Annotated in this window: 21 protein-coding genes and 1 pseudogene; 15 read left to right on the top strand and 7 right to left on the bottom strand. The window is 73.0% G+C overall.

What is annotated here, in order from left to right; genetic code table 11:
* Together AB0G56_RS39770 and AB0G56_RS39775 are read left to right on the top strand one after the other, a co-directional pair.
* Positions 1-75 (top strand): annotated as a pseudogene (locus tag AB0G56_RS39770) (TetR family transcriptional regulator); the annotation flags it as partial.
* A gap of 158 nt (positions 76-233) precedes the next feature.
* Positions 234-836: a helix-turn-helix transcriptional regulator gene (locus AB0G56_RS39775; RefSeq protein WP_360980466.1), complete on the top strand. Its 603-nt coding sequence runs from the start codon at positions 234-236 to the stop codon at positions 834-836.
* On the opposite strand, the gene AB0G56_RS39780 is transcribed toward AB0G56_RS39775, so the two are convergent.
* From AB0G56_RS39780 to AB0G56_RS39805, 6 genes are all read right to left on the bottom strand, one after another.
* Complete coding sequence (locus AB0G56_RS39780; protein WP_360980469.1) at positions 818-1,333, bottom strand: flavin reductase family protein; 516 nt, start codon at positions 1,331-1,333, stop codon at positions 818-820. The genes AB0G56_RS39775 and AB0G56_RS39780 overlap by 19 nt on opposite strands.
* Before the next feature lie 248 nt (positions 1,334-1,581).
* Entirely contained in the window at positions 1,582-2,505 is a 924-nt protein-coding gene (locus AB0G56_RS39785) for a tyrosine-protein phosphatase (RefSeq protein WP_360980472.1), read from the bottom strand.
* An 81-nt stretch (positions 2,506-2,586) separates the two neighbouring features.
* On the bottom strand, positions 2,587-3,636 hold the full coding sequence (locus AB0G56_RS39790; protein ID WP_360980543.1) for a nitronate monooxygenase: 1,050 nt from the start codon (positions 3,634-3,636) through the stop codon (positions 2,587-2,589).
* Positions 3,637-3,647: 11 nt separating this feature from the next.
* Positions 3,648-4,424 (bottom strand): CoA-transferase, encoded by a 777-nt coding sequence (locus AB0G56_RS39795; protein ID WP_360980475.1) that lies wholly within the window; start codon positions 4,422-4,424, stop codon positions 3,648-3,650.
* A complete protein-coding gene (locus AB0G56_RS39800) occupies positions 4,421-5,275 on the bottom strand; it encodes a CoA-transferase (protein WP_360980546.1) in 855 nt (284 codons plus the stop codon). The genes AB0G56_RS39795 and AB0G56_RS39800 overlap by 4 nt, the downstream gene beginning before the upstream one ends.
* 14 nt (positions 5,276-5,289) lie before the next feature.
* Positions 5,290-6,045 carry an enoyl-CoA hydratase family protein gene (locus AB0G56_RS39805; protein ID WP_360980478.1) on the bottom strand — a complete coding sequence of 252 codons (756 nt, stop codon included), beginning with the start codon at positions 6,043-6,045 and terminating at the stop codon, positions 5,290-5,292.
* Between the two features lie 79 nt (positions 6,046-6,124).
* On the opposite strand from AB0G56_RS39805, the gene AB0G56_RS39810 reads away from it, so the two are divergent.
* The 10 genes from AB0G56_RS39810 to AB0G56_RS39855 all read left to right on the top strand — a co-directional run bounded on the left by AB0G56_RS39810 (position 6,125) and on the right by AB0G56_RS39855 (position 15,021).
* Entirely contained in the window at positions 6,125-6,916 is a 792-nt protein-coding gene (locus AB0G56_RS39810) for an SDR family oxidoreductase (protein ID WP_360980481.1), read from the top strand.
* A 43-nt stretch (positions 6,917-6,959) separates the two neighbouring features.
* Positions 6,960-7,907: an SDR family oxidoreductase gene (locus AB0G56_RS39815; RefSeq protein WP_360980484.1), complete on the top strand. Its 948-nt coding sequence runs from the start codon at positions 6,960-6,962 to the stop codon at positions 7,905-7,907.
* 268 nt (positions 7,908-8,175) lie between these two features.
* On the top strand, positions 8,176-8,958 hold the full coding sequence (locus AB0G56_RS39820; RefSeq protein ID WP_360980487.1) for a 2-keto-4-pentenoate hydratase: 783 nt from the start codon (positions 8,176-8,178) through the stop codon (positions 8,956-8,958).
* A 15-nt stretch (positions 8,959-8,973) separates the two neighbouring features.
* Positions 8,974-9,915, top strand: coding sequence for an acetaldehyde dehydrogenase (acetylating) (locus AB0G56_RS39825; RefSeq protein WP_360980490.1), 942 nt, complete (start codon positions 8,974-8,976; stop codon positions 9,913-9,915).
* Position 9,916: 1 nt separating this feature from the next.
* Positions 9,917-10,939: a 4-hydroxy-2-oxovalerate aldolase gene (gene dmpG, locus AB0G56_RS39830; protein WP_360980492.1), complete on the top strand. Its 1,023-nt coding sequence runs from the start codon at positions 9,917-9,919 to the stop codon at positions 10,937-10,939.
* A gap of 90 nt (positions 10,940-11,029) precedes the next feature.
* Positions 11,030-12,184: a Rieske 2Fe-2S domain-containing protein gene (locus tag AB0G56_RS39835; protein ID WP_360980495.1), complete on the top strand. Its 1,155-nt coding sequence runs from the start codon at positions 11,030-11,032 to the stop codon at positions 12,182-12,184.
* Between the two features lies 1 nt (position 12,185).
* Positions 12,186-12,413 carry a hypothetical protein gene (locus AB0G56_RS39840; RefSeq protein ID WP_360980498.1) on the top strand — a complete coding sequence of 76 codons (228 nt, stop codon included), beginning with the start codon at positions 12,186-12,188 and terminating at the stop codon, positions 12,411-12,413.
* Positions 12,406-13,503, top strand: a complete 1,098-nt coding sequence (locus AB0G56_RS39845) for a ferredoxin--NADP reductase (protein ID WP_360980501.1) — start codon at positions 12,406-12,408, stop codon at positions 13,501-13,503. Before AB0G56_RS39840 ends, AB0G56_RS39845 begins: the two co-directional genes overlap by 8 nt.
* 134 nt (positions 13,504-13,637) lie before the next feature.
* Entirely contained in the window at positions 13,638-14,414 is a 777-nt protein-coding gene (locus tag AB0G56_RS39850) for an SDR family oxidoreductase (RefSeq protein WP_360980504.1), read from the top strand.
* A 121-nt stretch (positions 14,415-14,535) separates the two neighbouring features.
* Complete coding sequence (locus AB0G56_RS39855) at positions 14,536-15,021, top strand: SRPBCC family protein (RefSeq protein WP_360980507.1); 486 nt, start codon at positions 14,536-14,538, stop codon at positions 15,019-15,021.
* 67 nt (positions 15,022-15,088) lie between these two features.
* Here the strand turns inward: AB0G56_RS39855 and AB0G56_RS39860 are convergent, their stop codons facing one another.
* The gene (locus tag AB0G56_RS39860; RefSeq protein WP_360980510.1) at positions 15,089-15,964 is read right to left on the bottom strand and encodes an IclR family transcriptional regulator; all 876 of its coding nucleotides are present in this window, start codon (positions 15,962-15,964) and stop codon (positions 15,089-15,091) included.
* Positions 15,965-16,268: 304 nt separating this feature from the next.
* Here AB0G56_RS39860 and AB0G56_RS39865 point away from each other — a divergent pair, with 304 nt between their 5' ends.
* The 3 genes from AB0G56_RS39865 to AB0G56_RS39875 all read left to right on the top strand — a co-directional run bounded on the left by AB0G56_RS39865 (position 16,269) and on the right by AB0G56_RS39875 (position 19,859).
* Entirely contained in the window at positions 16,269-16,412 is a 144-nt protein-coding gene (locus AB0G56_RS39865; RefSeq protein ID WP_360980513.1) for a hypothetical protein, read from the top strand.
* A gap of 126 nt (positions 16,413-16,538) precedes the next feature.
* Positions 16,539-18,158: a FadD3 family acyl-CoA ligase gene (locus AB0G56_RS39870; RefSeq protein ID WP_360980516.1), complete on the top strand. Its 1,620-nt coding sequence runs from the start codon at positions 16,539-16,541 to the stop codon at positions 18,156-18,158.
* Positions 18,159-18,299: 141 nt separating this feature from the next.
* Positions 18,300-19,859, top strand: a complete 1,560-nt coding sequence (locus tag AB0G56_RS39875; RefSeq protein ID WP_360980519.1) for an FAD-dependent oxidoreductase — start codon at positions 18,300-18,302, stop codon at positions 19,857-19,859.
* The last annotated feature ends 17 nt before the right edge of the window (positions 19,860-19,876 follow it).

A 19,876-nucleotide genomic window follows, 5' to 3' on the forward strand; every position in this document is an offset into this window, starting at 1 on the left:
GGACAGCACAGCGCGGAGGAGATCGCCCGCCAGTACCTGTCGATGGTGCTGGAGGGCATCGCCGCCCGCGACTGACACCACGCACGACACGACACCGCACGACACCTCACCCGACGTCACATCACCTGATCTCGTTGACCCGAAGACCACGTCCTCCACGGCGTTCGCCCCGGTCAGGGCCGGGCCGCCCCGTCCGGCCTGTGCGCCCCGCAGCCGCTCCGTACACTGCGGGTGTGGCTGAGCACAGGACGAGTGGCGCGACGAGCGGTGACGAACGGCCGGCCCTGCCGGCGACGAGCTGGGCGGTCCTCGGACTGCTCTCCTTCGGTGAGGAGTTGTCCGGTTACGACCTGAAGAAGTGGGCGGACTGGTCGCTGCGCTTCTTCTACTGGAGCCCGTCGTTCAGCCAGATCTACGGCGAGCTCAAACGGTTGGAGAAGGCCGGTTACGCCACCTCCAGGATGGTCGCCCAGGAGACCGGCAACCGCGGCAAACGCGTCTACCGGATCACCGACGCCGGCCTGGAGGCGGTCCGCACCTGGGCCCGCGAGGCGCCGGTGGAGCCGCCGGTCCTCAAGCACGGCGTCATGCTGCGGGTCTGGCTCGGGCACTTGCTGGAGCCCGAGCAGATGCGCGAGGTGCTGGGCCGGCACCGGGCCTACGCCGAGTCGATGCGGCGGCACGCCGAGGCCGACGTCGAGGGCGCCCGCGGCGAGGAGGCGTGGGCCTACCCCGCGCTCACCCTGAAGTGGGCCGAACGCTACTACGCCGCCGAGCGCGACCTGGCCGACGCGATGCTGGCCGACATCGAGGAACTTCACCGCAGGCAGCCGTAGGTTCTGCGGTAGTAGAGCAGGGGGCCGGTGGCATGGGTCCGCCGGGCGAGGGCGGTGACCCGGCCCAGGACGATCGTGTGGTCGCCGCCGGGGAGCGCGCCGGCCAGGTCGCACTCGACCGTCGCGAGCGCGCCGTCGAGCAGGGGCGCGCCGTTCGCGCCGGGGTGCCAGGCCACCCCCGCGAACTTGTCGCCGCCGGTCACCGCCAACTGCCGGGACAGCGCCTGCTGGTCGGCCGCGAGGACGCTGACGGCGAACCGGCCCGCCGCCCGGATCTTCGGCCAGGTCGACGAGGTGTGCGCCGGGCAGAAGCACACCAGTGGCGGGTCCAGCGACACGGAGGCGAAGGACTGGACGGCCATCCCGGTGGGCCGCCCGTCCGGCTGGAGCGCGGTGACCACCGCGACACCGGTGCAGAAGGTGCTCATCGCCTCGCGCAGGGCGGCGTCGTCGAACGGGGCGGCGGACGGGTCGCTGTGCGGGGTCAGGGTCGGCATGGGTCCTCCTGGACTGTGCAGACTATGCCTAGTAGCAATATGCCTATTCGAAATACCAAGGAAGGGATACCCGGCGTGCCCGCACATCAAGCGGACGAACGCCGGGCAGCGCGGCGGACCCAGCAGCGGACAGTCGCCGCGGCGGACGATGTGGGCGAGCGCAGGCTCTACGGTCCCGCCGCCCGGTACCTCGCCGTCGAATCACCGGTCACGCGGGTCCGGTGGTAGGGATGGCCCAGTAGCCTCCGTCACCTGAGCAGCCGGGCGCGGAGCTGGGCCAGGGTGGCCCTGTCCAGGCCGAGGCCCCGCGTGAGGTAGCCGTACAAGCCGCCGTAGTCCCGCTCGGCCTGGCCGAGGGCCGCGCCCAGGTAGTCGGGTCGGACTTCCTGCAGCGGCACCAGCAGGTCCGGGTCCCGCATGAGCCCGGACTGCTCCAGACCCTCGCGGACGCGGAGGTCGGTCGCCGCGCGGAAGCCGTTGGAGAGCAGGTAGTCCCTCTCGGCGGTGGCGGCGGGGACACCCACGGCCCGCAGCAGGACGTAACTCAGCCAGCCGGTGCGGTCCTTGCCCGAGGTGCAGTGGTACAGCACCGGTGTCCGCCCGTGGTGCGCGATGTCCCGGATCGTCTCGGCGAAAGCGCGGCGGTCGCCCGGGTCGGTGACGAAGGCGCGGTAGATCGACCGCATCAGCTGCGCCGCCTTGCCGTCGCCGAGCATCTCCTGTTGCTCCACCGGGTCCTTCGATGCGATGACCTCCATCGTGGTGGCGTACAGACCGAGGTCCCGCACGGGCCGGGAGGTCACGGTCAGGCCCGCCGGAAGGCGGTCGGCGCCGTCGCCCCGCACCTCCTGCGGGACCCGGAAGTCCACGACGGTGCGCAGTCCCTCCTGGGACAGCCGCGCCACGTCCGCGTCGGTCAGTCTGCCGAGCCCGTCGGCGCGGAAGACCTGGCCGTAGCGGACGTGGCGGCCCTGCTCGGTGCGGTAGCCGCCGAGGTCGCGGACGTTGACCGCGCCCTGGAGGACGATGTGGCGGACAAAGGCGGTGGTGCCGTACGAGGCCGTGGCGGTGGGCCGAGGGGTGGCGTGGGCCACGGCGAGGGTGGGCAGGCAGCCGAGGGCCACGGCGGAGATCAGCACTCCGGTGGACCGGATCGGACGGGCAGCACGCATCGGATCAACTCCCTGGGCAGAGGGGGAAGTTCCCCGGCCGGGTGGGGAAGGCGACGGGCCGGGGAGACGGGGAGGGGGGCGTCAGTCGGCCGGGGGCAGCGCCCGTAGCGCCGCCCGGGCCTGCGTGATGATCCGGTCGACGAGTTCGGCGCAGGACGGCAGGTCGTCGATGACTCCCGCGACCTGGCCGGCGGCCATCACACCGAGGTCGGTGCGGCCCTCGACCATGGAGGCCTTGAGCAGCATGGGGGTGTTGGCGGCCAGGAGGACCTGGCTCCAGGTCAGCTCCCGGCCGTGCTTCATGGCGATGCCGTCGCGGACCATCCGGGCCCAGCTCGTGCCGGACTCGCGCCGGAAGGCCGCCGCATGGCGCACGGCGCGCAGCAGGGCGGTGGCGCGGCCCGAGCGTTCGAGGGTGTCGACCAGATCGGTGCGCAGCATGCGGTGGGGGAGCCCGTCGACTTTCGTGGTGACGGTGACGTCCTTGACGGTGGCGGCCAGGTACTTCGCCTTGACCGTGTCGGGGACGGTGCTGTCGGAGGTGAGCAGGAAGCGGGTGCCCATGGCGATGCCCGCGGCGCCGTAGGCGAGTGCTGCGGCGAGGCCCCGGCCGTCGTGGAAGCCGCCGGCCGCGACGACCGGGATGTCCACGGCGTCCACGACCTGGGGAAGGAGGACGCTGGTGGCGGTGTCCCCGGTGTGGCCGCCGCCCTCGCCGCCTTGCACCACCACGGCGTCGGCGCCCCACGCGGCCACCTTCTCGGCGTGCCGCCGGGCGCCGATCGACGGGATGACGACCACACCGGCGTCCTTGAGCCGGGCGATCAGCTCCCGCGAGGGCGCGAGCGCGAACGAGGCTACCCGCACCCCCTCCTCGATGATGACCCGCACGCGGTCGGCCGCGTCGGAGGCGTCCGCCCGGAGATTGACCCCGAAGGGCGCGTCGGTACGGGACCTCACCTCGCGCACGGCCGAGCGGAGCCGGTCCACCGGCATCGTGGCGGAGGCGAGGACCCCGAGCGCGCCGGCGTTCGCGGCGGCCGAGACCAGGCGGGGCCCGGCCACCCACCCCATGCCGGTCTGCACGACGGGGTGCCGTACGCCGACCAGTTCGGTGAGCGCGGTGCTGATCGTGGCGTCGCTCATGAGCACACCTCGCGGTCGCGCAGCGCCCTCGGGTCGACGACCTCACGGATCAGCCGCAGCTCCTCGGCGGCGGGCTCGCGGGTGTACGGGACCTCGTCCGGGATCGTGAGGGTGAACCCGGTGGCCTCCACGACCTGCTCGACCGTCACTCCCGGGTGCAGGGAGCGCAGCCGCATCGTGCGGTCGGGGGTCTCGAAGTCGAAGACGCCGAGGTCGCTGACGACTTCGGGGATGCGGTGGTACCGGGTGGCGGACGGCCCGGCGGCGGCCGCACGGTCGTGGCCGACACCGCAGACCATGTCGGCCTTCTCGACGAACACCCGCGGCGAGTGCCGGGGCACCCAGTAACTGGTCGGATTGTTGAGGGTGTTGACGGGCGCCCCACGCACGCCCAACAGCTGGCGCGTCGGCCGGGCCCAGGCGCCGATGCAGGAGATGTTCTGGTTGCCGTACCGGTCGATCTGGGAGGCGCCCATCATCACGTGCCGCCGCCCCGTCGCCACCAGGGCGAGATGCTGGCGGTAGGGGAGCCAGCCCTCCACCACGGCGGGCGCGGCGCCGAGCGCCGGGACGTCGCCGATCAGCAGGGCCTCGCCGTCGGTGAGCAGCAGATCGGGCGAGAAGGTGAGCCTGGCCAGGCGGGCGCCGATCGTGGGGACGGTGCCCATCGGACTGGCCAGTACCTCGCCCGCGCCGCGCCAGGCCTCCGCACAGGCCACCACGCAGTACTCGGCCCGGGTCGCCGTCGCTGCCGTCGTGATCGTGTCGCTCATCGTGATGCCTCCTCCTGGTGGAACGCCGTCACGGCGCTCTGGTAGGCGTCCTCGTCGCCGGACAGGAACCGTTCGGCGAAGGCCCCCCACGCCTCCGGGTCGGCGGCGGCGCGTGCGTAGGCGCGCTGGAAGACCTCGTCCCGCTCGTAGTCGGGGGCGCAGGAGGTGAAGTGCGCGCCGTTCGGGGCCTCGACGACACCGTTCACGAACGCCCGCTTGACGAGCAGGGTCTGCGGGCCGGCGTCCTCGAGCAGCCCGGCACTGTCCACGATGCGCTCGCAGGAGACGTACGCGGTGTCGGCGGCCTGGCAGAACAGGTCGTCGAAGTAGGGGTCGGCGCCGAGGTACTGGGCGTTGCCGTGCACGTCCGCCCGGTCGAGGTGGACCAGGGCGGCATCCAGCCGCAGGGCGGGCACGGCGACGAGTTCCTCTCCGTCCTCGTACGGCGAACGCACCGTCCGCAGACCGGGGTTGACCGTCATCACGTCCGAGCCGAGTCCGGCCCGGACCGGCAGGAACGGCAGCCGCTGCGCGGCGGCGGTCAGTCCCCACATGACCATCGCCTCGTCCAGCTCCACCAGTTCCAGCGCGCCGTGCTCCCGGGCCGCGCGGAAGTGCGGCTCCAGGGGGAGGGAGTCGAGGGTCGCGAACGCCGCGACCAGCTTGCGGACCTTCCCCGCCGCGGCCAGCAGCCCCACGTCCGGGCCGCCGTACGAGACCACGGTCAGGTCGGTGACGTCCGAGCGCAGCAGCGCCCGGACCAGCGCCATCGGCTTGCGCCGCGAACCCCACCCGCCGATGCCGATCGTCATGCCGCTGCTCAGGCGGCCGACGACCTCCTCGGTGGTCATCGTCTTGTCGCTGCTCACGACTGCTGCTCCTCGTCCTTGCCGAAGGTGTCGCGGATGCGGTCGGCGACACCGCTGAGGTTGGCCTCGAAGGTGAAGCCCTGTTCGAAGCGGTAGCTGCGGCGCACGTCGACCGGGTCGATGCCGTTGATCGCCGCTTTGGCCAGGCGGATCAGCGTCCCGTCCTTCGCGGCGATCTCCCGCGCCAGCTCCAGCGCGGACCCGGCGAGCCGCTCGCGGGGGACCACCCGCCACACCGAGCCGTGCCGGTGCAGCTCCTCGGCGGTGACGGTGCGCGAGGTGTAGTACAGCGCCCGCATCAGGTGCTGGGGCACCAGACGGCCCAGATGGGTGGCGGCGCCGAGTGCTCCCCGGTCCAGCTCCGGCAGGCCGAATGTCGCGTCGTCGGAGGCGACGATCGCGTCGGCGTTCCCGACGAGGCCGATGCCCCCGCCCAGGCAGAATCCGTGCACGGCGGCGACGACCGGGACCTCGCAGTCGTACACGGCGGCGAACGCCTCGTAGCAGCCGCGGTTGGCGCCGACGAGCGCCTCGTGCCCGGTCGTGCGCTGCATCTCCTTGATGTCGACGCCCGCGTTGAACCCGCGGCCCGCGGCGCCCAGCACCACGCAGCGCACCTTCGGGTCGGCGCCGGCGGCACGCACGGCCGCGGCCAGCTCGTACCAGGCGCCGACAGGCAGGGCGTTGACCGGGGGGAAGTCCACGGTGACGACGGTGATGCCGTCTTCGAGGACGGAGGTGGAGACACCCATGAGCAGATCAGCTACCTTTCCACCAAACGTTTGTTAGGCGAGAAGGTAGCAGCGGAGTGCGCGCTGCGGGAGGTGTCCTTTGGCGGCGATCATCGATCTCAGCGGACGTGTGACGGTTGTCACCGGCGGAACCCGGGGTGTCGGAGCCGGTATCGCCCGGGCGTTCCTGCAAGCCGGCGCGGAGGTCGTGACCTGCGCGCGCCGCCCCCCGGACCGGCCCGTGCGGGCGGCCGGCCGCACCGCCCGCTTCCTCCCCGTCGACCTGCGCGATGCCGGGGCGGCCGACGCGTTCTTCGACCGGGTACGGCACGAGTACGGCCGCCTCGACGCCCTCGTCAACAACGCCGGAGGCGCCCCCTTCCGCATGCTCGGCGAGGGCGGAGCCGCCCGGCACGCCCGGGTCGTCGCACTGAACCTCCTCGTACCGCTCACGGCCTCGCTCGCCGCGTACGAGGTGATGCGCGGCCAGGACCGCGGCGGGACCATCCTGATGATCGGCAGCGTCAGCGGGACCCGCCCCTCACCGGGCACCGCCGCCTACGGCGCCGCCAAGGCCGGCCTGGACCACCTCGCCCGCTCCATGGCCGTGGAATGGGCACCGCGGGTCCGGGTCAACACCGTCGTCCCCGGCATGGTCCGCACCGAGCTGTCGCACCTGCACTACGGCGACGAGGACGGCATCGCCGCCGTGGGCCGCACCGTGCCCCTCGGCCGCCTCGCCGCGCCCGCAGACATCGGCGACGCCTGCGTCTTCCTCGCCTCCGACCGGGCCGCCTACATCAGCGGGGCGAGCCTGCACGTCCACGGCGGAGGGGAACGCCCCGCCTTCCTCGACGCGACCGACGTCAACCAGCAGGCCGCCGCCGAGTGAGCCACCGAACCGCACCTCCACCCCCGAAAGGCAGGACACCCGCATGAGCAGGACCTCCCCCGCGAGCGCGACCTCTGGCACGACCGGACTGTGCGCCGGACGCGTCGCCGTCGTCACCGGGGCCGGCCGCGGCCTGGGCCGGGCCCACGCCCTCGCCCTCGCCGCCGAGGGGGCCAAGCTCGTCGTCAACGACCTCGGCGTCGGCCTCGACGGCACGGGCGGCACCGCCGGACCGGCCCAGCAGGTCGCCGACGAGATCCGCTCGCTCGGCGGCGAGGCCGTCGCCCACGGCGGCGACATCGCCACCTCCGAGGGCGCGGCCTCCCTCGTCGCCACCGCTCTCGACGCCTTCGGCCGCCTCGACACCCTCGTCAACAACGCCGGGTTCCTGCGCGACCGCATGCTCGTCAACCTCGACGAGGACGACTGGGACGCCGTGATGCGCGTCCACCTCAAGGGCCACTTCCTGCCGCTCAAGCACGCCGCCGCACACTGGCGCGCCGAGGCCAAGGCCGGCCGCACCCCCAAGGCCCGCGTGGTCAACACCAGCTCCGGGGCCGGGCTCCTGGGCAGCGTCGGCCAGGGCAACTACGCCGCCGCCAAGGCCGGGATCGTCGGACTGACCCTCGTCGCCGCCGCCGAACTGGGCCGCTACGGCGTCCAGGTCAACGCCATCGCCCCGGCCGCCCGGACCCGGATGACGGAGCAGACCTTCGCCGACACCATGGCCGCCCCCGGCGACAGCCGCTTCGACGCCATGGCCCCGGAGAACGTCTCCCCGCTCGTCGTCTGGCTCGGCTCCGCCCTCTGCGCCGGCGTGACCGGCCGCGTCTTCGAGGCCGAGGGCGGCCGCATCACCGTCATGGAGGGCTGGCGCCCCGGCCCCACCACCGACAAGGGCGCCCGCTGGACCCCGGCGCAGGCGGGCGAGACGGCCCTGAAGCTCCTCGCCGGGGCGGAGAGCCCGCAGCCGGTGTACGGCGCGCAGTAGGGCCTGCGGGCGACGGCCGACCGCGCCCGGCGGTCGGCAGGCGGTGGGCGGGGCGGCAGGCGGTGGCCGTCGGCATGAGCGGCCTCGCCCCGGCCGCCGCCGTCCCCGGAGCCGCCGGCGCTTCTCGCATCCGGCGGCTCCGGGCGCGGCGGCCCGGACGTCCGTCCCCTCCCCGCACCTTTCCCGGTCAGCGGGAATTCGCGCTCCCGGTGCGCAACGGCTCTCGCCTAGCCTCCCGGAACAGCCCTAAGCCCCGCAGAGGACCCTCATGCTCACGGACCCCGTAAGGCAGCAGGCGGCGCGGATCCTGCGCTCAGCCGAGCACAGCGTCACGCCCGTCGCCCCGCTGACCGAGACCTTCCCCGGCATCGACACCGAGGACGCGTACGAGATCCAGCTCGTCAACATCCGTCACCGGCTCGACGCCGGGGCGCGGGTGCGCGGACACAAGGTCGGCCTGTCGTCACCGGTCATGCAGCAGATGATGGGCGTGGACGAACCGGACTACGGCCACCTGCTCGACGACATGGAGCTGTGCGCCGACCGGCCGGTGCCGGTCGCCCGCTACTGCCACCCGCGCATCGAGGTCGAGGTCGGTTTCGTCCTCGGCTCCGACCTGCCGGGCGAGGACTGCACCACGGCGGACGTATTGGCCGCCACCGAACGCGTCGTCCCGGCCCTGGAGTTGATCGACAGCCGGATCGGCGACTGGCGCATCTCGATCGCCGACACCATCGCCGACAACGCCTCCTCCGCCGGATTCGTCATCGGCGGGGGCCGCGACCCGCGCGAGCTGGACCTGAAGGCGATCGACGCACGCCTGACCAGCGCGGGCGAACTGCTGGCCGAGGGCCGCAGCGACGCCGTACTCGGTGATCCGGCCGTCTCCGTCGCCTGGCTCGCCCGCACCGTCGCCCGCTTCGGCGTGCCCCTGAAGAAGGGCCACGTGGTGCTGCCCGGCTCCTGCACCCGGGCCGTCGACGTCGCGGCCGGAGCGACCTTCACCGCCGACTTCACCGGGCTGGGCCCGGTCTCCCTCTCCTTCACCTGAGGTGATGCACACACCATGACGCCCACCACCAGGACCAAGGCGACCGCAGCGATCGTCGGGTCCGGCAACATCGGCACCGACCTGCTGTACAAGCTGCAGCGCTCCGAACTCCTCGAACCGCGCTGGATGATCGGCGTGGACCCGGACAGCGAGGGCCTGGCCCGCGCCCGCCGGGCCGGCCTCGCGGCCAGCCACGAGGGCGTCGAATGGCTGCTCGCGCAGGACGAACTCCCCGACATCGTCTTCGAGGCGACGTCCGCCTACGTCCACCGGGCCAACGCCCCCCGCTACGCCGAACTCGGCATCAAGGCGGTCGACCTGACGCCGGCCGCCGTCGGCCCCGCCGTCGTCCCGCCCGCCAATCTCCGCGCCCACCTCGACGAATCCAACGTCAACATGATCACCTGCGGCGGCCAGGCCACCATCCCCATGGTGTACGCGGTCTCCCGCGTGGTCCCCGTGCCGTACGCGGAGATCGTCGCGTCCGTCGCCTCCGTCTCCGCCGGCCCCGGCACCCGTGCCAACATCGACGAGTTCACGCGCACCACCTCCCGTGGCATCGAGACCATCGGCGGCGCCGGGCGCGGCAAGGCGATCATCATCCTCAACCCGGCCGAGCCGCCCGTCATCATGCGCGACACCGTCTTCTGCGCCATCCCCGAGGACGCCGACCGGGACGCGATCACCCAGTCCGTCAAGGAGATCGCCGAGCAGGTCGCCACGTACGTGCCCGGCTACCGGCTGCGCAGCGCGCCGCAGTTCGACGATCCCCGCCCTACGAGCGGCGGCATGGCGCGCGTCGCGGTCTTCCTGGAGGTCGAGGGCGCGGGCGACTACCTGCCGCCGTACGCCGGAAACCTCGACATCATGACCGCCGCCGCCACCAAGGTGGGCGAGGAGTTCGCCCGGCGGATCGCCACCGGGCGTCCCGACCGCAAGACCCACGGGGAGTCCTGAGATGCCCTACTCCGACACGCTCGACATCCGCGTCACCGACTCCTCGCTGCGCGACGGCTCGCACGCCAAACGGCACCAGTTCACCGCCGACGACGTACGGTCCGTCGTCGCCGCCCTCGACGACGCCGGCGTCCCGGTGATCGAGGTGACGCACGGCGACGGGCTGGGCGGCTCGTCCTTCACCTACGGCTTCTCCAGGACGCCCGAACAGGAGCTGATCAAGGCCGCGGTGGACACCGCGCGGCAGGCGAGGATCGCCTTCCTGATGCTGCCGGGACTCGGCGTGAAGGACGACATCCGCGCCGCCCACGGCAACGGCGCGAGCGTCTGCCGCATCGCGACCCACTGCACCGAGGCCGACATCGCCGTCCAGCACTTCGGGCTCGCACGCGAGATGGGCCTGGAGACCGTCGGCTTCCTGATGATGGCCCACTCCACGACCCCCGAGACGCTGGCCCGGCAAGGCCGCATCATGGCCGACGCGGGCTGTCAGTGCGTGTACGTGGTCGACTCCGCCGGGGCCATGGTCATGGACGACGTCACCGCCCGCGTCGAGGCGCTGGTCGCCGAACTCGGCGACGACGCCCAGGTCGGCTTCCACGGCCACGAGAACCTCGCCCTGGGCACGGGCAACTCGATCGCCGCCATCCGGGCCGGCGCCCTGCAGATCGACGGCTCCACCCGCCGCCTCGGCGCGGGCGCCGGCAACACCGCCGTCGAGGCGCTGGTCGCCGTCTGCGCCAAGATGGGCATCCGCACCGGCATCGACGTCCTGAAGATCATCGACGCGGCCGAGGACGTGGTCCGCCCGGTCATGGACGAGGAATGCCGGCTCGACCGGCTCGCCCTGCTCATGGGCCACGCCGGCGTCTACTCCAGCTTCCTCAAGCACGCCTACCACCAGGCCGAGCGCTACGGCGTCTCCGGCGCCGAGATCCTGCTGCGCGCGGGCGAGCGCCGCCTGGTCGGCGGCCAGGAGGACCAGCTGATCGACATCGCCGTGGAACTCGCCGCGCGGAACTGAGCAGCAGGGCCCAAGGCAGCGGCCCTGAGCCGCACGACCGCAAGACAGCAGTACCGAGAGCCGTAGGACCGACAGAGATCGGAGGACGAGATGACTGCGCTCGATGAAGAGGTCCGGGTCATCGAGGCGGGCACGCCGCCGACCCGCTTCGCCCGGGGCTGGCACTGCCTGGGCCTCGCCGACGGCTTCAGGGGCGGAAAGCCGCACGAGATCGAGGCGTTCGGCACCAAACTGGTGGTCTTCCAGGGCGAGGACGACGGACGGCTGCACGTCCTGAACGCCTACTGTCCGCACATGGGCGGCAACCTCGCCCAGGGCAGCGTCAAGGGGGACGCGGTCGCCTGCCCGTTCCACGACTGGCGCTGGTCGGGCGACGGCCGCTGCGCCGGCATCCCGTACGCCCGCCGGGTCCCGCCGCGCGCCAAGACCCGCTCCTGGCTCACCCTGGAGCGCAACGGGCAGCTCTTCGTCTGGCACGACCCGCAGGGCAACCCGCCGCCGCCCGAGGTCACCATCCCGGAGATCGCCGGCGTGCACGGCCCCGAAGCCGACCGGTGGAGCGACTGGACCTGGCAGGCGCTCCTGGTCGAGGGCGCCAACTGCCGCGAGATCGTGGACAACATCGTGGACATGGCGCACTTCTACTACGTCCACTACGCGTTCCCCGAGTACTTCAAGAACGTCTTCGACGGGCACATCGCCACCCAGTACATGGAGAGCAGCCCGCGCGGCGACATGGAGCTGGGCACCCTGAGCGCCGGACGCCTGCGCTCCGACGCCTCCTACTACGGCCCCTCCTACATGATCGACCACCTCTACAGCGACGTCGGCGGCGGCACCGAGATGGAGATCGTCCTCATCAACTGCCACTACCCGATCACCGCCGACAGTTTCATGCTCCAGTACGGGGCGATCGTCAAGCGGCTGCCCGGGATGACCGACGAGCAGGCCGCCGAGACCGCGCGGCTCACCGCCGAGGGCGCGACCGTCGGCTTCGAGCAGGACGTGCGGATCTGGCGGAACAAGACCCGCATCGACAACCCGCTGCTGACCGAGGAGGACGGCCCGGTCTACCAACTGCGCCGGTGGTACGACCAGTTCTACGCCGATGTCGACGACGTCAAGGACGAGATGACCCGCCGCTTCGAGTTCGAGGTCGACACCGAACGGGCCAACCAGGCCTGGCGCGCGGAAGTCGCCGAGAACCTGGCCCGCCGGGGCGCGGGGACGGGGACCGAGGCCTGACATGCAGCCCGTGGAGTGCGTGACCTGCGGCAACCAGGTCCTGTGCGAGAAGTTCAGCATGGCCCACACCTCGGTGCAGTGGACCTCCGAAGCGGCCGTGGTCTGCGCGGAGTTCCGCGACCGGGTGGGCGAGGGCCGCACCACCGCCCGCATCCGCACCTGCGGAGCGCTGCGCGACAGCATCGACCGCGCGGTCGCGGACGGCACGCTGGAGGTCGCCGATGTCTGATCCGACGTCTGAGCCGCTGTCCGATCCGGCGTCCGATCCGGCGTCCGAACCGGCACCGGGAGCGAGCCGCACCCACCGGCTGCGCGTGAGCGAGGTGATCGCCGAGACGCCGGACGCGCACTCCCTGGTGCTGGAGGTCCCGCCGGAGAGCACCGACCGCTTCGCCTACCGCCCCGGGCAGTTCCTCACCCTGAAGCTGCCCGGGACCGGCGCGGGACCGGCGGCCCGCTGCTACTCCCTCGCCAGTTCGCCGCACACCGGGGAACCGATGAAGGTCACCGTCAAGCGGGTGGCCGGCGGATACGGCTCCAACTGGGTGTGCGACGAGGTGAGGCCGGGAGACGAACTGGAGGTGCTGCCCCCGGCCGGCACCTTCACCCCCGGCTCCCTCGACACCGATCTCCTGCTCGTCGCCGGGGGCAGCGGCATCACCCCGGTGCTGTCCATCGCCAAGTCGGCCCTGGCGCGCGGGCGGGGCGGGCTCGTCCTCCTCTACGCCAACCGCGACGAATCGTCCGTCATCTTCGGCGACGAACTGCGCCGGCTGGCCGGGGACCACCCGGACCGGTTCGTCCTCATCCACTGGCTGGAGTCGCTCCAGGGCCTCCCCACGGCGGACCGCCTGAGCGCCGTCCTCGCACCGTACGCCGACCGTGAGGGATACGTCTGCGGCCCCGCGCCGATGACGGACGCCGTCGAGCAGAGCCTGCGCGCCCTCGGCACCCCGGGCGACCGGATCCACCGGGAGCGGTTCTTCTCCCTGGGCGCGGACGTCTTCGACGTACCGGCCGTCCCGGCGGCCACCCCTGCCGACGGCGCGAGCACCGCGGAGGTGGAACTCGACGGTGAGAGCCACACGGTCGCCTGGCCGCGGGGAACGTCCCTCCTCGACGTCCTCCTGGCCGCGGGCATCGACGCACCGTACTCCTGCCGTGAGGGCGGCTGCAGTGCCTGCACCTGCCGGGTCGTCCGCGGCGAGGTGAAGATGGTCCGCAACGACGTCCTGGACGACGAGGACCTCGCGGAGGGCTACGTCCTGGCCTGCCAGGCGGTGCCGCTGACCGAGCGGATCGAGATCAGCTACGCCTGATCCGCCGAGGTCAGATACTCCCTGATCCGCCGAGATCAGCTACTCCTCAACCGCCGCCGAGCCCGCCCGGCGCCGGCGGCCGCCCCTGGGCCCGATCATCCGACCACCCATGCCCGCCTTCGAGGGAGCACACCATGCCCCGTACCCACCTCGTCACCGGAGCGGCCTCAGGCATCGGCCGGGCCACCGCGGCACTCCTGCGCGCGCGGGGCCACACCGTCATCGGCGCAGACCTCAAGGGCAGCGACATCTGCGCCGACCTGTCCACCCCGAAGGGACGTGGCGAACTCGTCTTGGGGGCCAGGGAGTTGACCGGCGGTGGCCTCGACACCGTCATCGCCTGCGCGGGCATCGCGCGGTTCGACCCGCTCACCGTCAAGGTGAACCACTTCGGAGCGGTGGCCACGCTGGAGGGGCTGCGACCACTGCTGGCCGCCGGCACCGACCCCCGCGCCGTGGTCATCGGTTCCATCGACTCCGTGCACCCCGCAGACCCGGCGATCGTGGAGGCGGCGCTCGCCGGTGACGAGGAGACGGCGGTGGCCGCGGCCCGGGCTGCCGTCGACCGCGGCGAGGGGCACCTCGTCTACTCCTCCTCCAAGGCCGCCGTCTCCCGCTGGGTCCGCCGCGCGGCGCCCACCGCCGACTGGGCCGGCGCGGGCATCCCGCTCAACGCTGTCGCGCCCGGTGTCGTCCTCACGACCATGACCCGGCCGATGCTGGACGACCCCGAGATGCGGCTGCTCGTCGAGCGGAGCGTGCCGATGCCGCTGCACGGTCACGCCCGCCCCGAGCAGATCGCCCCGCTGGTGGCCTGGCTGACCTCGCCCGAGAACACCCATGTGACCGGGCAGATCGTCTTCGCCGACGGCGGCGCCGACGCCGTCCTGCGCGGCGACGGCACCTGGTGAAGGCCCGCAGCGAGCAGACGCACGAAGTCGTGCGGAGACGTGCGCAGACACACCGAGACGCACCGAGACGCCCCCAGATGCACCCAGACGCACCCAGACACACGGAGACGCGAGGAGACTGGTGAACGTACCCCTCAAGGACTCGGGGACCGACGGGTCCTCAGCGGACGCCCGCTCGCTCCGCCGATCCACCGTGCTACCGGCTGCCCCCGCCGAGGTGTGGGCGGCCATCGGTGCCTTCGGTGGCCTCACCGACTGGCATCCGCTCGTGCCGCCGACCTCTATCGAGGGCGGCGCCGATCCGGAAGTGCCCGGCGCGGTACGGGCCTTCGCCGTCGACGGCCACGTGGTCGCCCGTGAGCGCCTGCTGGACCGCGACCCCGAGGCCCGCAGCTACCGCTACACCCTCCTGGACCCGGTGCCGTTGCCGGTCGCGGAGTACGTGGCCACCCTCGCGGTCCACCCGCACCCGGAGGGCGCCGAGGTCGTGTGGTCCGCCGCGTACCGGAGCACCGGAGAGGCCGCGGCACAGGTGGAGTCGCTCTTCGGTGACGGCACCTACGGGGCCGGCCTCGCGGCCCTGCGCACGCGCTTCGCCCGGGGGTGAGACGAGGGCGCCCGGCGCCGCCGTCACGGCGCCACGGGCAGCGGTGCGGCATCCCCTCGCGGCGGTGTCACATCCACTCGCTGAACCGCAGCCACATCAGCATGCTGTCCATCGCGGGCGGCGGCACGGCGGGCGCGGGCCGCGTCGTCGGCTCGGGGCGCGTACGGTTCTTCGTCCGCCGGCCCGGCCCGAACATGTCCTGCCACACCGCCCCCGCGCAGCCGCGCACGGAGGGGGCGATCCGCTCCAGTTCCCGGTGGGCGCCGTTGCCGCACACCGAGATCGCGGCGATGGCCCGGCCGGCGCCGCGCAGTGGCGCCGCCACGCAGGACACCCCCCTGAACCCCTCCTCGCGGTCGAAGGCGGTCCCGCGCTCCCGTACCGTCGCCAGTTCCCTTCGGAGCGAGTCCGGGCGGACGATGGTGCGGGGCGTGCGCGCCCGCAACCCGCCGTGGATCACCTGCTCCACCAGCGCGGCGTCGGCGAAGGCCAGGATCGCCTTGCCCGCCGCCGTGCAGTACGCCGGCTGCCGGCCGCCCACCCGTGACGGCACGCCACCGTCGTCCGAGCCGCCGATCCGCTCCAGGTACACCACCTCCGTGCCGTCGAGCACGGTCAGGTGCACCAGGTGGCCGGTGGACTCGTGCAGCGCGTGCAGATGGGGCAGCGCCGCCCGCCGCAGCCGGTTGTGATGGGACGCCAGAGCACCCAGCTCCAGCATGCCCATGCCCAGCCGGTAGTCGTGGCCCTCGCGCTCCAGCCAGCGCAGCTGCACCAGTTGGTCCAGGATGCGGTGCGCGGAGGACCGGGGGATCCCGGAACGCTGCACGACCTGGGTCAGGGTGAGCCGGGGCTCGGCGGTCTGGAAGGTGCTCAGCACCTTCGCCGCCTTCTCCAGCAGGGACAGTGGCGGAAACCCGGTCGCGGCGGCCTGAGTCGTCATCGACACCTCACCTCACACACGGACGGCCGGCAGCCCGGGGGCTCGGCCGTGATCTCCGGTATTGCGGGGAGACTGCCAGCCGATCCCACCTGCTGGGAAGAGGGTGTTTCGTTTCGGAACAGTAACGCGTACTTTCCCTCGCGTCAGCCCCCGAGGTCGGGGGCCGACCTCCGGCCGCTCGGGCGACCGACCCGGACGACCCGCCCGTACGACGCACGACCAGTCCGTACGACCCGTACGACGCACGACCAGTCCGTACGACCCGTAGGACCCGTACAACCCGTAGGCCCGGAGAGGGATGCGCATGTGCGACGACGACGTGCCCGAAGCGGTCCGCCGACACGCCGCCGCCCAAGTGCCCGTAGGGGAGCCCGGCGAGCACGCCGCCTCCTGCGCCGATCCGCCGCCCCTCCACCTCAGGGCGTACGACGGCTCCACCGCCGGCTGACGGGCCCCGGCCCGCCCTTCGGAACGGTCGCCGCCCCGCCACAAGCCCCCCGCGCCACTGGTCGCTCCAGGAAACCGATGCCGCCCGGCACCCCTGTCATCACGTACACGTACCACGGAAAGAGGCATGACCAGCGTGTTCAACGACCTGTCAGGGACACTTGCCCCGGCCCCCGCCACCCTCGCGCAGCTCGCCGACTTCGCCGCGGACGCCTACGGCCGGCGGGAGGCGCTGGTCGACGGTGAGGTGCGCTGGACCTTCACCCGGCTGCGGGACGAGATCGCGGCCTGTGCCCGGGCCGCCCTCGCCCAGGGCATCCGTCCCGGCGACCGGGTGGCCGTCTGGGCGCCCAACACCCGCCAGTGGATCACCGCCGTGCTCGGCGCGGTGTCCGTCGGCGCCGTCCTCGTACCGCTCAACACCCGCTACAAGGCCGCCGAGGCCGCCGACATCATCCGCCGCAGCGGGGCCCGGCTGCTCCTCACCGAGCGCGGATTCCTCGGCATCGACTACGTGGCGATGCTGCGCGACGCGGGCGAGGACCTGGGCGGGCTGAGCGGCACCGTGGTGCTGCGCGGAGAGCCGGCGGAAGGGACGATCGGCTGGGCCGACTACCTGGCGGCGGGCGAGCGGGTGCCGGATCCTGAACGGGCCGCCCGCAGCGCCGCCGTTCGCCCCGGCGACCTGTCCGACATCCTCTTCACCTCAGGCACCACCGGCCGCTCCAAGGGCGTGCTGACCACGCACGGTCGCACCCTGCGGGTCTTCAGGGAGTGGGCCCGCGCGGTCACCCTGCGCACCGGGGACCGCTACCTGCTCGTCAACCCGTTCTTCCACGTCTTCGGGTACAAGGCCGGCATCGTCGCCTGCCTGCTGAAGGGCGTCACCATGGTCCCCGAGGAGGTCTTCGACCTGGAGCGGATCCTGCCCCGGGTGGCCGAGGAGCGGATCAGCGTCCTCATGGGCACGCCGACCGTCTTCCACAGCCTGCTCGACCATCCCCGGCGCGCCGGGTACGACCTGACGGCGCTGCGCCTGGCCGGTGTCGGGGGCAGCGGCGTCGGCCCCGAGCTGATCGAGCGGATGCGCGCCGAACTGGACGTCCAGGCCGTGTTCAACGCCTACGGCCTCACCGAGTCCACCGGGGTGGTGTGCGTGTGCCCGCCCGACGAGGACGCCCGGACCGTGGCGACGACCGCCGGACCCGCGCTGCCCGGGACCGAGGTGCGGGTGGTGGGCGCCGACGGCGCGCCACTGCCACCCGGCGAACCCGGCGAGGTGGTGGTGCGCGGCTACAACGTGATGTCCGGATACCTGGACGACCCCGAGGCGACCGCGAGGACCGTCGACGCCGACGGCTGGCTGCACACGGGTGACATCGGTGTGCTCGACGAACGCGGCTACCTGTCCCTCACCGACCGCCTCAAGGACGTGTACATCGTCGGCGGCTTCAACGCCTACCCGGCCGAGGTGGAGAACGTCCTGCGCGGCCACCCCCGGATCTCCGACGTCGCGGTCGTCGGCGCCCCCGACCCGCGCCTCGGCGAGGTCGGCGTCGCCTTCTACGTCCCGGCCCCGGGGGCCGCGCCCGACCCGGCCGAGCTGACCGCCTGGGCACGCGAACGGCTCGCCAACTTCAAGGTCCCGCGCCGCTTCCACCCCGTACCGCACCTGCCGCGCAACGCCGCCGGAAAACTCCTCAAGGCGGAACTGCGCCGTACGGCACAGGAGCCTGCGGCGCCCTGACCCGCGCACCCGACAGACCACCGGAGCGAGCGCGTGCGGCAGCCGGCGTCACCGCCCCCGCCCCACCGTGCCGCCCCCGCCACGCTCCCGTACCGGCACACCCGCCCGCACGACGAACCCGACCCGAGGGACGAGACCGAGATGGCGAACACACACGACAGCGGGGACCTGCGATGCGACGTACTGGTCGTCGGCTCCGGCGGCGGCGCGCTCACGGGCGCGTACGGCGCCGCGGCGCGCGGCCTGGACACACTGGTCATCGAGAAGAGCGACTACTTCGGCGGCACCACCGCCTACTCCGGCGCCGGTCTGTGGCTGCCCGGCAACCAGGCCCAGGCGCGCGGCGGCCTGGAGGACTCGGCCGACCTCGCCCGCGTCTACTTCCGCGCGGTGGTCGGCGACACCACCCCCCACGCACTGCAGGACGCCTACCTCGACCACGCGGGCGAGACGGTCGCCTTCCTGGAGGACAACGCACACGTCCGCTTCGAGTACCGGCCGTTCCCCGACTACTTCGCCGCACCCGGCAGGTTCGACGCCGGTCGCGCCGTCTTCCCCGTCGACCTGCCCCTGCCCGAGGAACCGCACGAACTGCTGACGGCGGTCCGTCCCCCGGTCTGGGCCCAGCGACTCGGCCTGCCGGTACCCGAGGGACCGCTCACCGACGGCCGTGCCCTGATCGGCCGGCTGCTGCTGGCGCTGGAGTCCACCGGCCGCGGCCGCACCCTCCGGAACACCGCCCTGACCCGTCTGGTGACCGAGGACGGCCGGATCACCGGCGCCGAGGCCGTGCACGACGGCCGTACCCGGCGCATCCGCGCCCGCCGCGGCGTCCTGCTCGCGGCCGGCGGCTTCGAGGCCGACACCGAACTGCGGCGCTCCTGGCAGGGCTTGCCCGGCGCCGACTGGACGATGGGCGCACCCGGCGGCAACACCGGTGACGCCCTCCTCGCCGCCGTCGAGGCCGGCGCCGCCACCGCCCTGCTCGACCAGGCCTGGTGGTGCCCCTCCCTGCGCTTCCCCGACGGCTCCGCCGCCTTCACTCTCGGGCTGCACGGCGGCATCTTCGTCGACGGTTCGGGCCGCCGCTTCGCCAACGAGTCACTGCCGTACGACCGGATGGGCCGCCGGATGCTCGCGGCCGAGGCCGGGACCACCCCCGGCGACCCGGTGTGGTGGATCTTCGACGGCCGCTTCGGCGACGAACCGCCCGGCATCACCGTCGTCCCCGCCGACCGCGAGACCTTCACCGAGGCGGGCCTGTGGCACACCTCGGACACCCTCGACGGCCTCGCCGCCCGCACGGGACTCGACCCGGCGGCCCTGGACGCCACCGTGCGCACCTTCAACCGGTACGCCGCCGACGGAACGGACGCCGACTTCCACCGCGGCGAGGACCCCTACGACCTGTTCTTCGCCCGGGGCCAGGGCCCCAACCCCTGCCTCATCCCCATCGAGAACGGCCCTTACCACGCCGTGCAGATCGTCCTCGGCGACCTCGGCACCAAGGGCGGCGTACGGACCGACACCCACGCCCGTGTGCTGCGCGAGGACGGCACCCCCCTCCCGGGCCTGTACGCGGCCGGCAACACCACCGCGTCCGTCTCCGGACCCGCCTACCCGGGCCCGGGCGCACCGATCGGCTCCGCGATGGTCTTCGCGCACCTCGCCGCCGCGCACCTCGCACAGCAGCAGCAGTAGCAGCAGACATGGCGGCC

Origin of the sequence: Streptomyces sp. NPDC021356 (genome assembly GCF_040641015.1) — a bacterium.
In the GTDB taxonomy this organism is placed as follows: Bacteria; Actinomycetota; Actinomycetes; order Streptomycetales; family Streptomycetaceae; genus Streptomyces.

What these genes read in the sequence shown, in the direction of transcription:
- AB0G56_RS39870 (WP_360980516.1), top strand. Translation starts at nt 16,539, where the DNA reads ATGACCAGCGTGTTCAACGACCTGTCAGGGACACTTGCCCCGGCCCCC.
- AB0G56_RS39860 (WP_360980510.1), bottom strand. Translation starts at nt 15,964, where the DNA reads ATGACGACTCAGGCCGCCGCGACCGGGTTTCCGCCACTGTCCCTGCTG.
- AB0G56_RS39815 (WP_360980484.1), top strand. Translation starts at nt 6,960, where the DNA reads ATGAGCAGGACCTCCCCCGCGAGCGCGACCTCTGGCACGACCGGACTG.
- dmpG (WP_360980492.1), top strand. Translation starts at nt 9,917, where the DNA reads ATGCCCTACTCCGACACGCTCGACATCCGCGTCACCGACTCCTCGCTG.
- AB0G56_RS39820 (WP_360980487.1), top strand. Translation starts at nt 8,176, where the DNA reads ATGCTCACGGACCCCGTAAGGCAGCAGGCGGCGCGGATCCTGCGCTCA.
- AB0G56_RS39845 (WP_360980501.1), top strand. Translation starts at nt 12,406, where the DNA reads ATGTCTGATCCGACGTCTGAGCCGCTGTCCGATCCGGCGTCCGATCCG.
- AB0G56_RS39785 (WP_360980472.1), bottom strand. Translation starts at nt 2,505, where the DNA reads ATGCGTGCTGCCCGTCCGATCCGGTCCACCGGAGTGCTGATCTCCGCC.
- AB0G56_RS39780 (WP_360980469.1), bottom strand. Translation starts at nt 1,333, where the DNA reads ATGCCGACCCTGACCCCGCACAGCGACCCGTCCGCCGCCCCGTTCGAC.
- AB0G56_RS39835 (WP_360980495.1), top strand. Translation starts at nt 11,030, where the DNA reads ATGACTGCGCTCGATGAAGAGGTCCGGGTCATCGAGGCGGGCACGCCG.
- AB0G56_RS39825 (WP_360980490.1), top strand. Translation starts at nt 8,974, where the DNA reads ATGACGCCCACCACCAGGACCAAGGCGACCGCAGCGATCGTCGGGTCC.
- AB0G56_RS39800 (WP_360980546.1), bottom strand. Translation starts at nt 5,275, where the DNA reads ATGACCACCGAGGAGGTCGTCGGCCGCCTGAGCAGCGGCATGACGATC.
- AB0G56_RS39805 (WP_360980478.1), bottom strand. Translation starts at nt 6,045, where the DNA reads ATGGGTGTCTCCACCTCCGTCCTCGAAGACGGCATCACCGTCGTCACC.
- AB0G56_RS39795 (WP_360980475.1), bottom strand. Translation starts at nt 4,424, where the DNA reads ATGAGCGACACGATCACGACGGCAGCGACGGCGACCCGGGCCGAGTAC.
- AB0G56_RS39850 (WP_360980504.1), top strand. Translation starts at nt 13,638, where the DNA reads ATGCCCCGTACCCACCTCGTCACCGGAGCGGCCTCAGGCATCGGCCGG.
- AB0G56_RS39875 (WP_360980519.1), top strand. Translation starts at nt 18,300, where the DNA reads ATGGCGAACACACACGACAGCGGGGACCTGCGATGCGACGTACTGGTC.
- AB0G56_RS39865 (WP_360980513.1), top strand. Translation starts at nt 16,269, where the DNA reads ATGTGCGACGACGACGTGCCCGAAGCGGTCCGCCGACACGCCGCCGCC.
- AB0G56_RS39840 (WP_360980498.1), top strand. Translation starts at nt 12,186, where the DNA reads ATGCAGCCCGTGGAGTGCGTGACCTGCGGCAACCAGGTCCTGTGCGAG.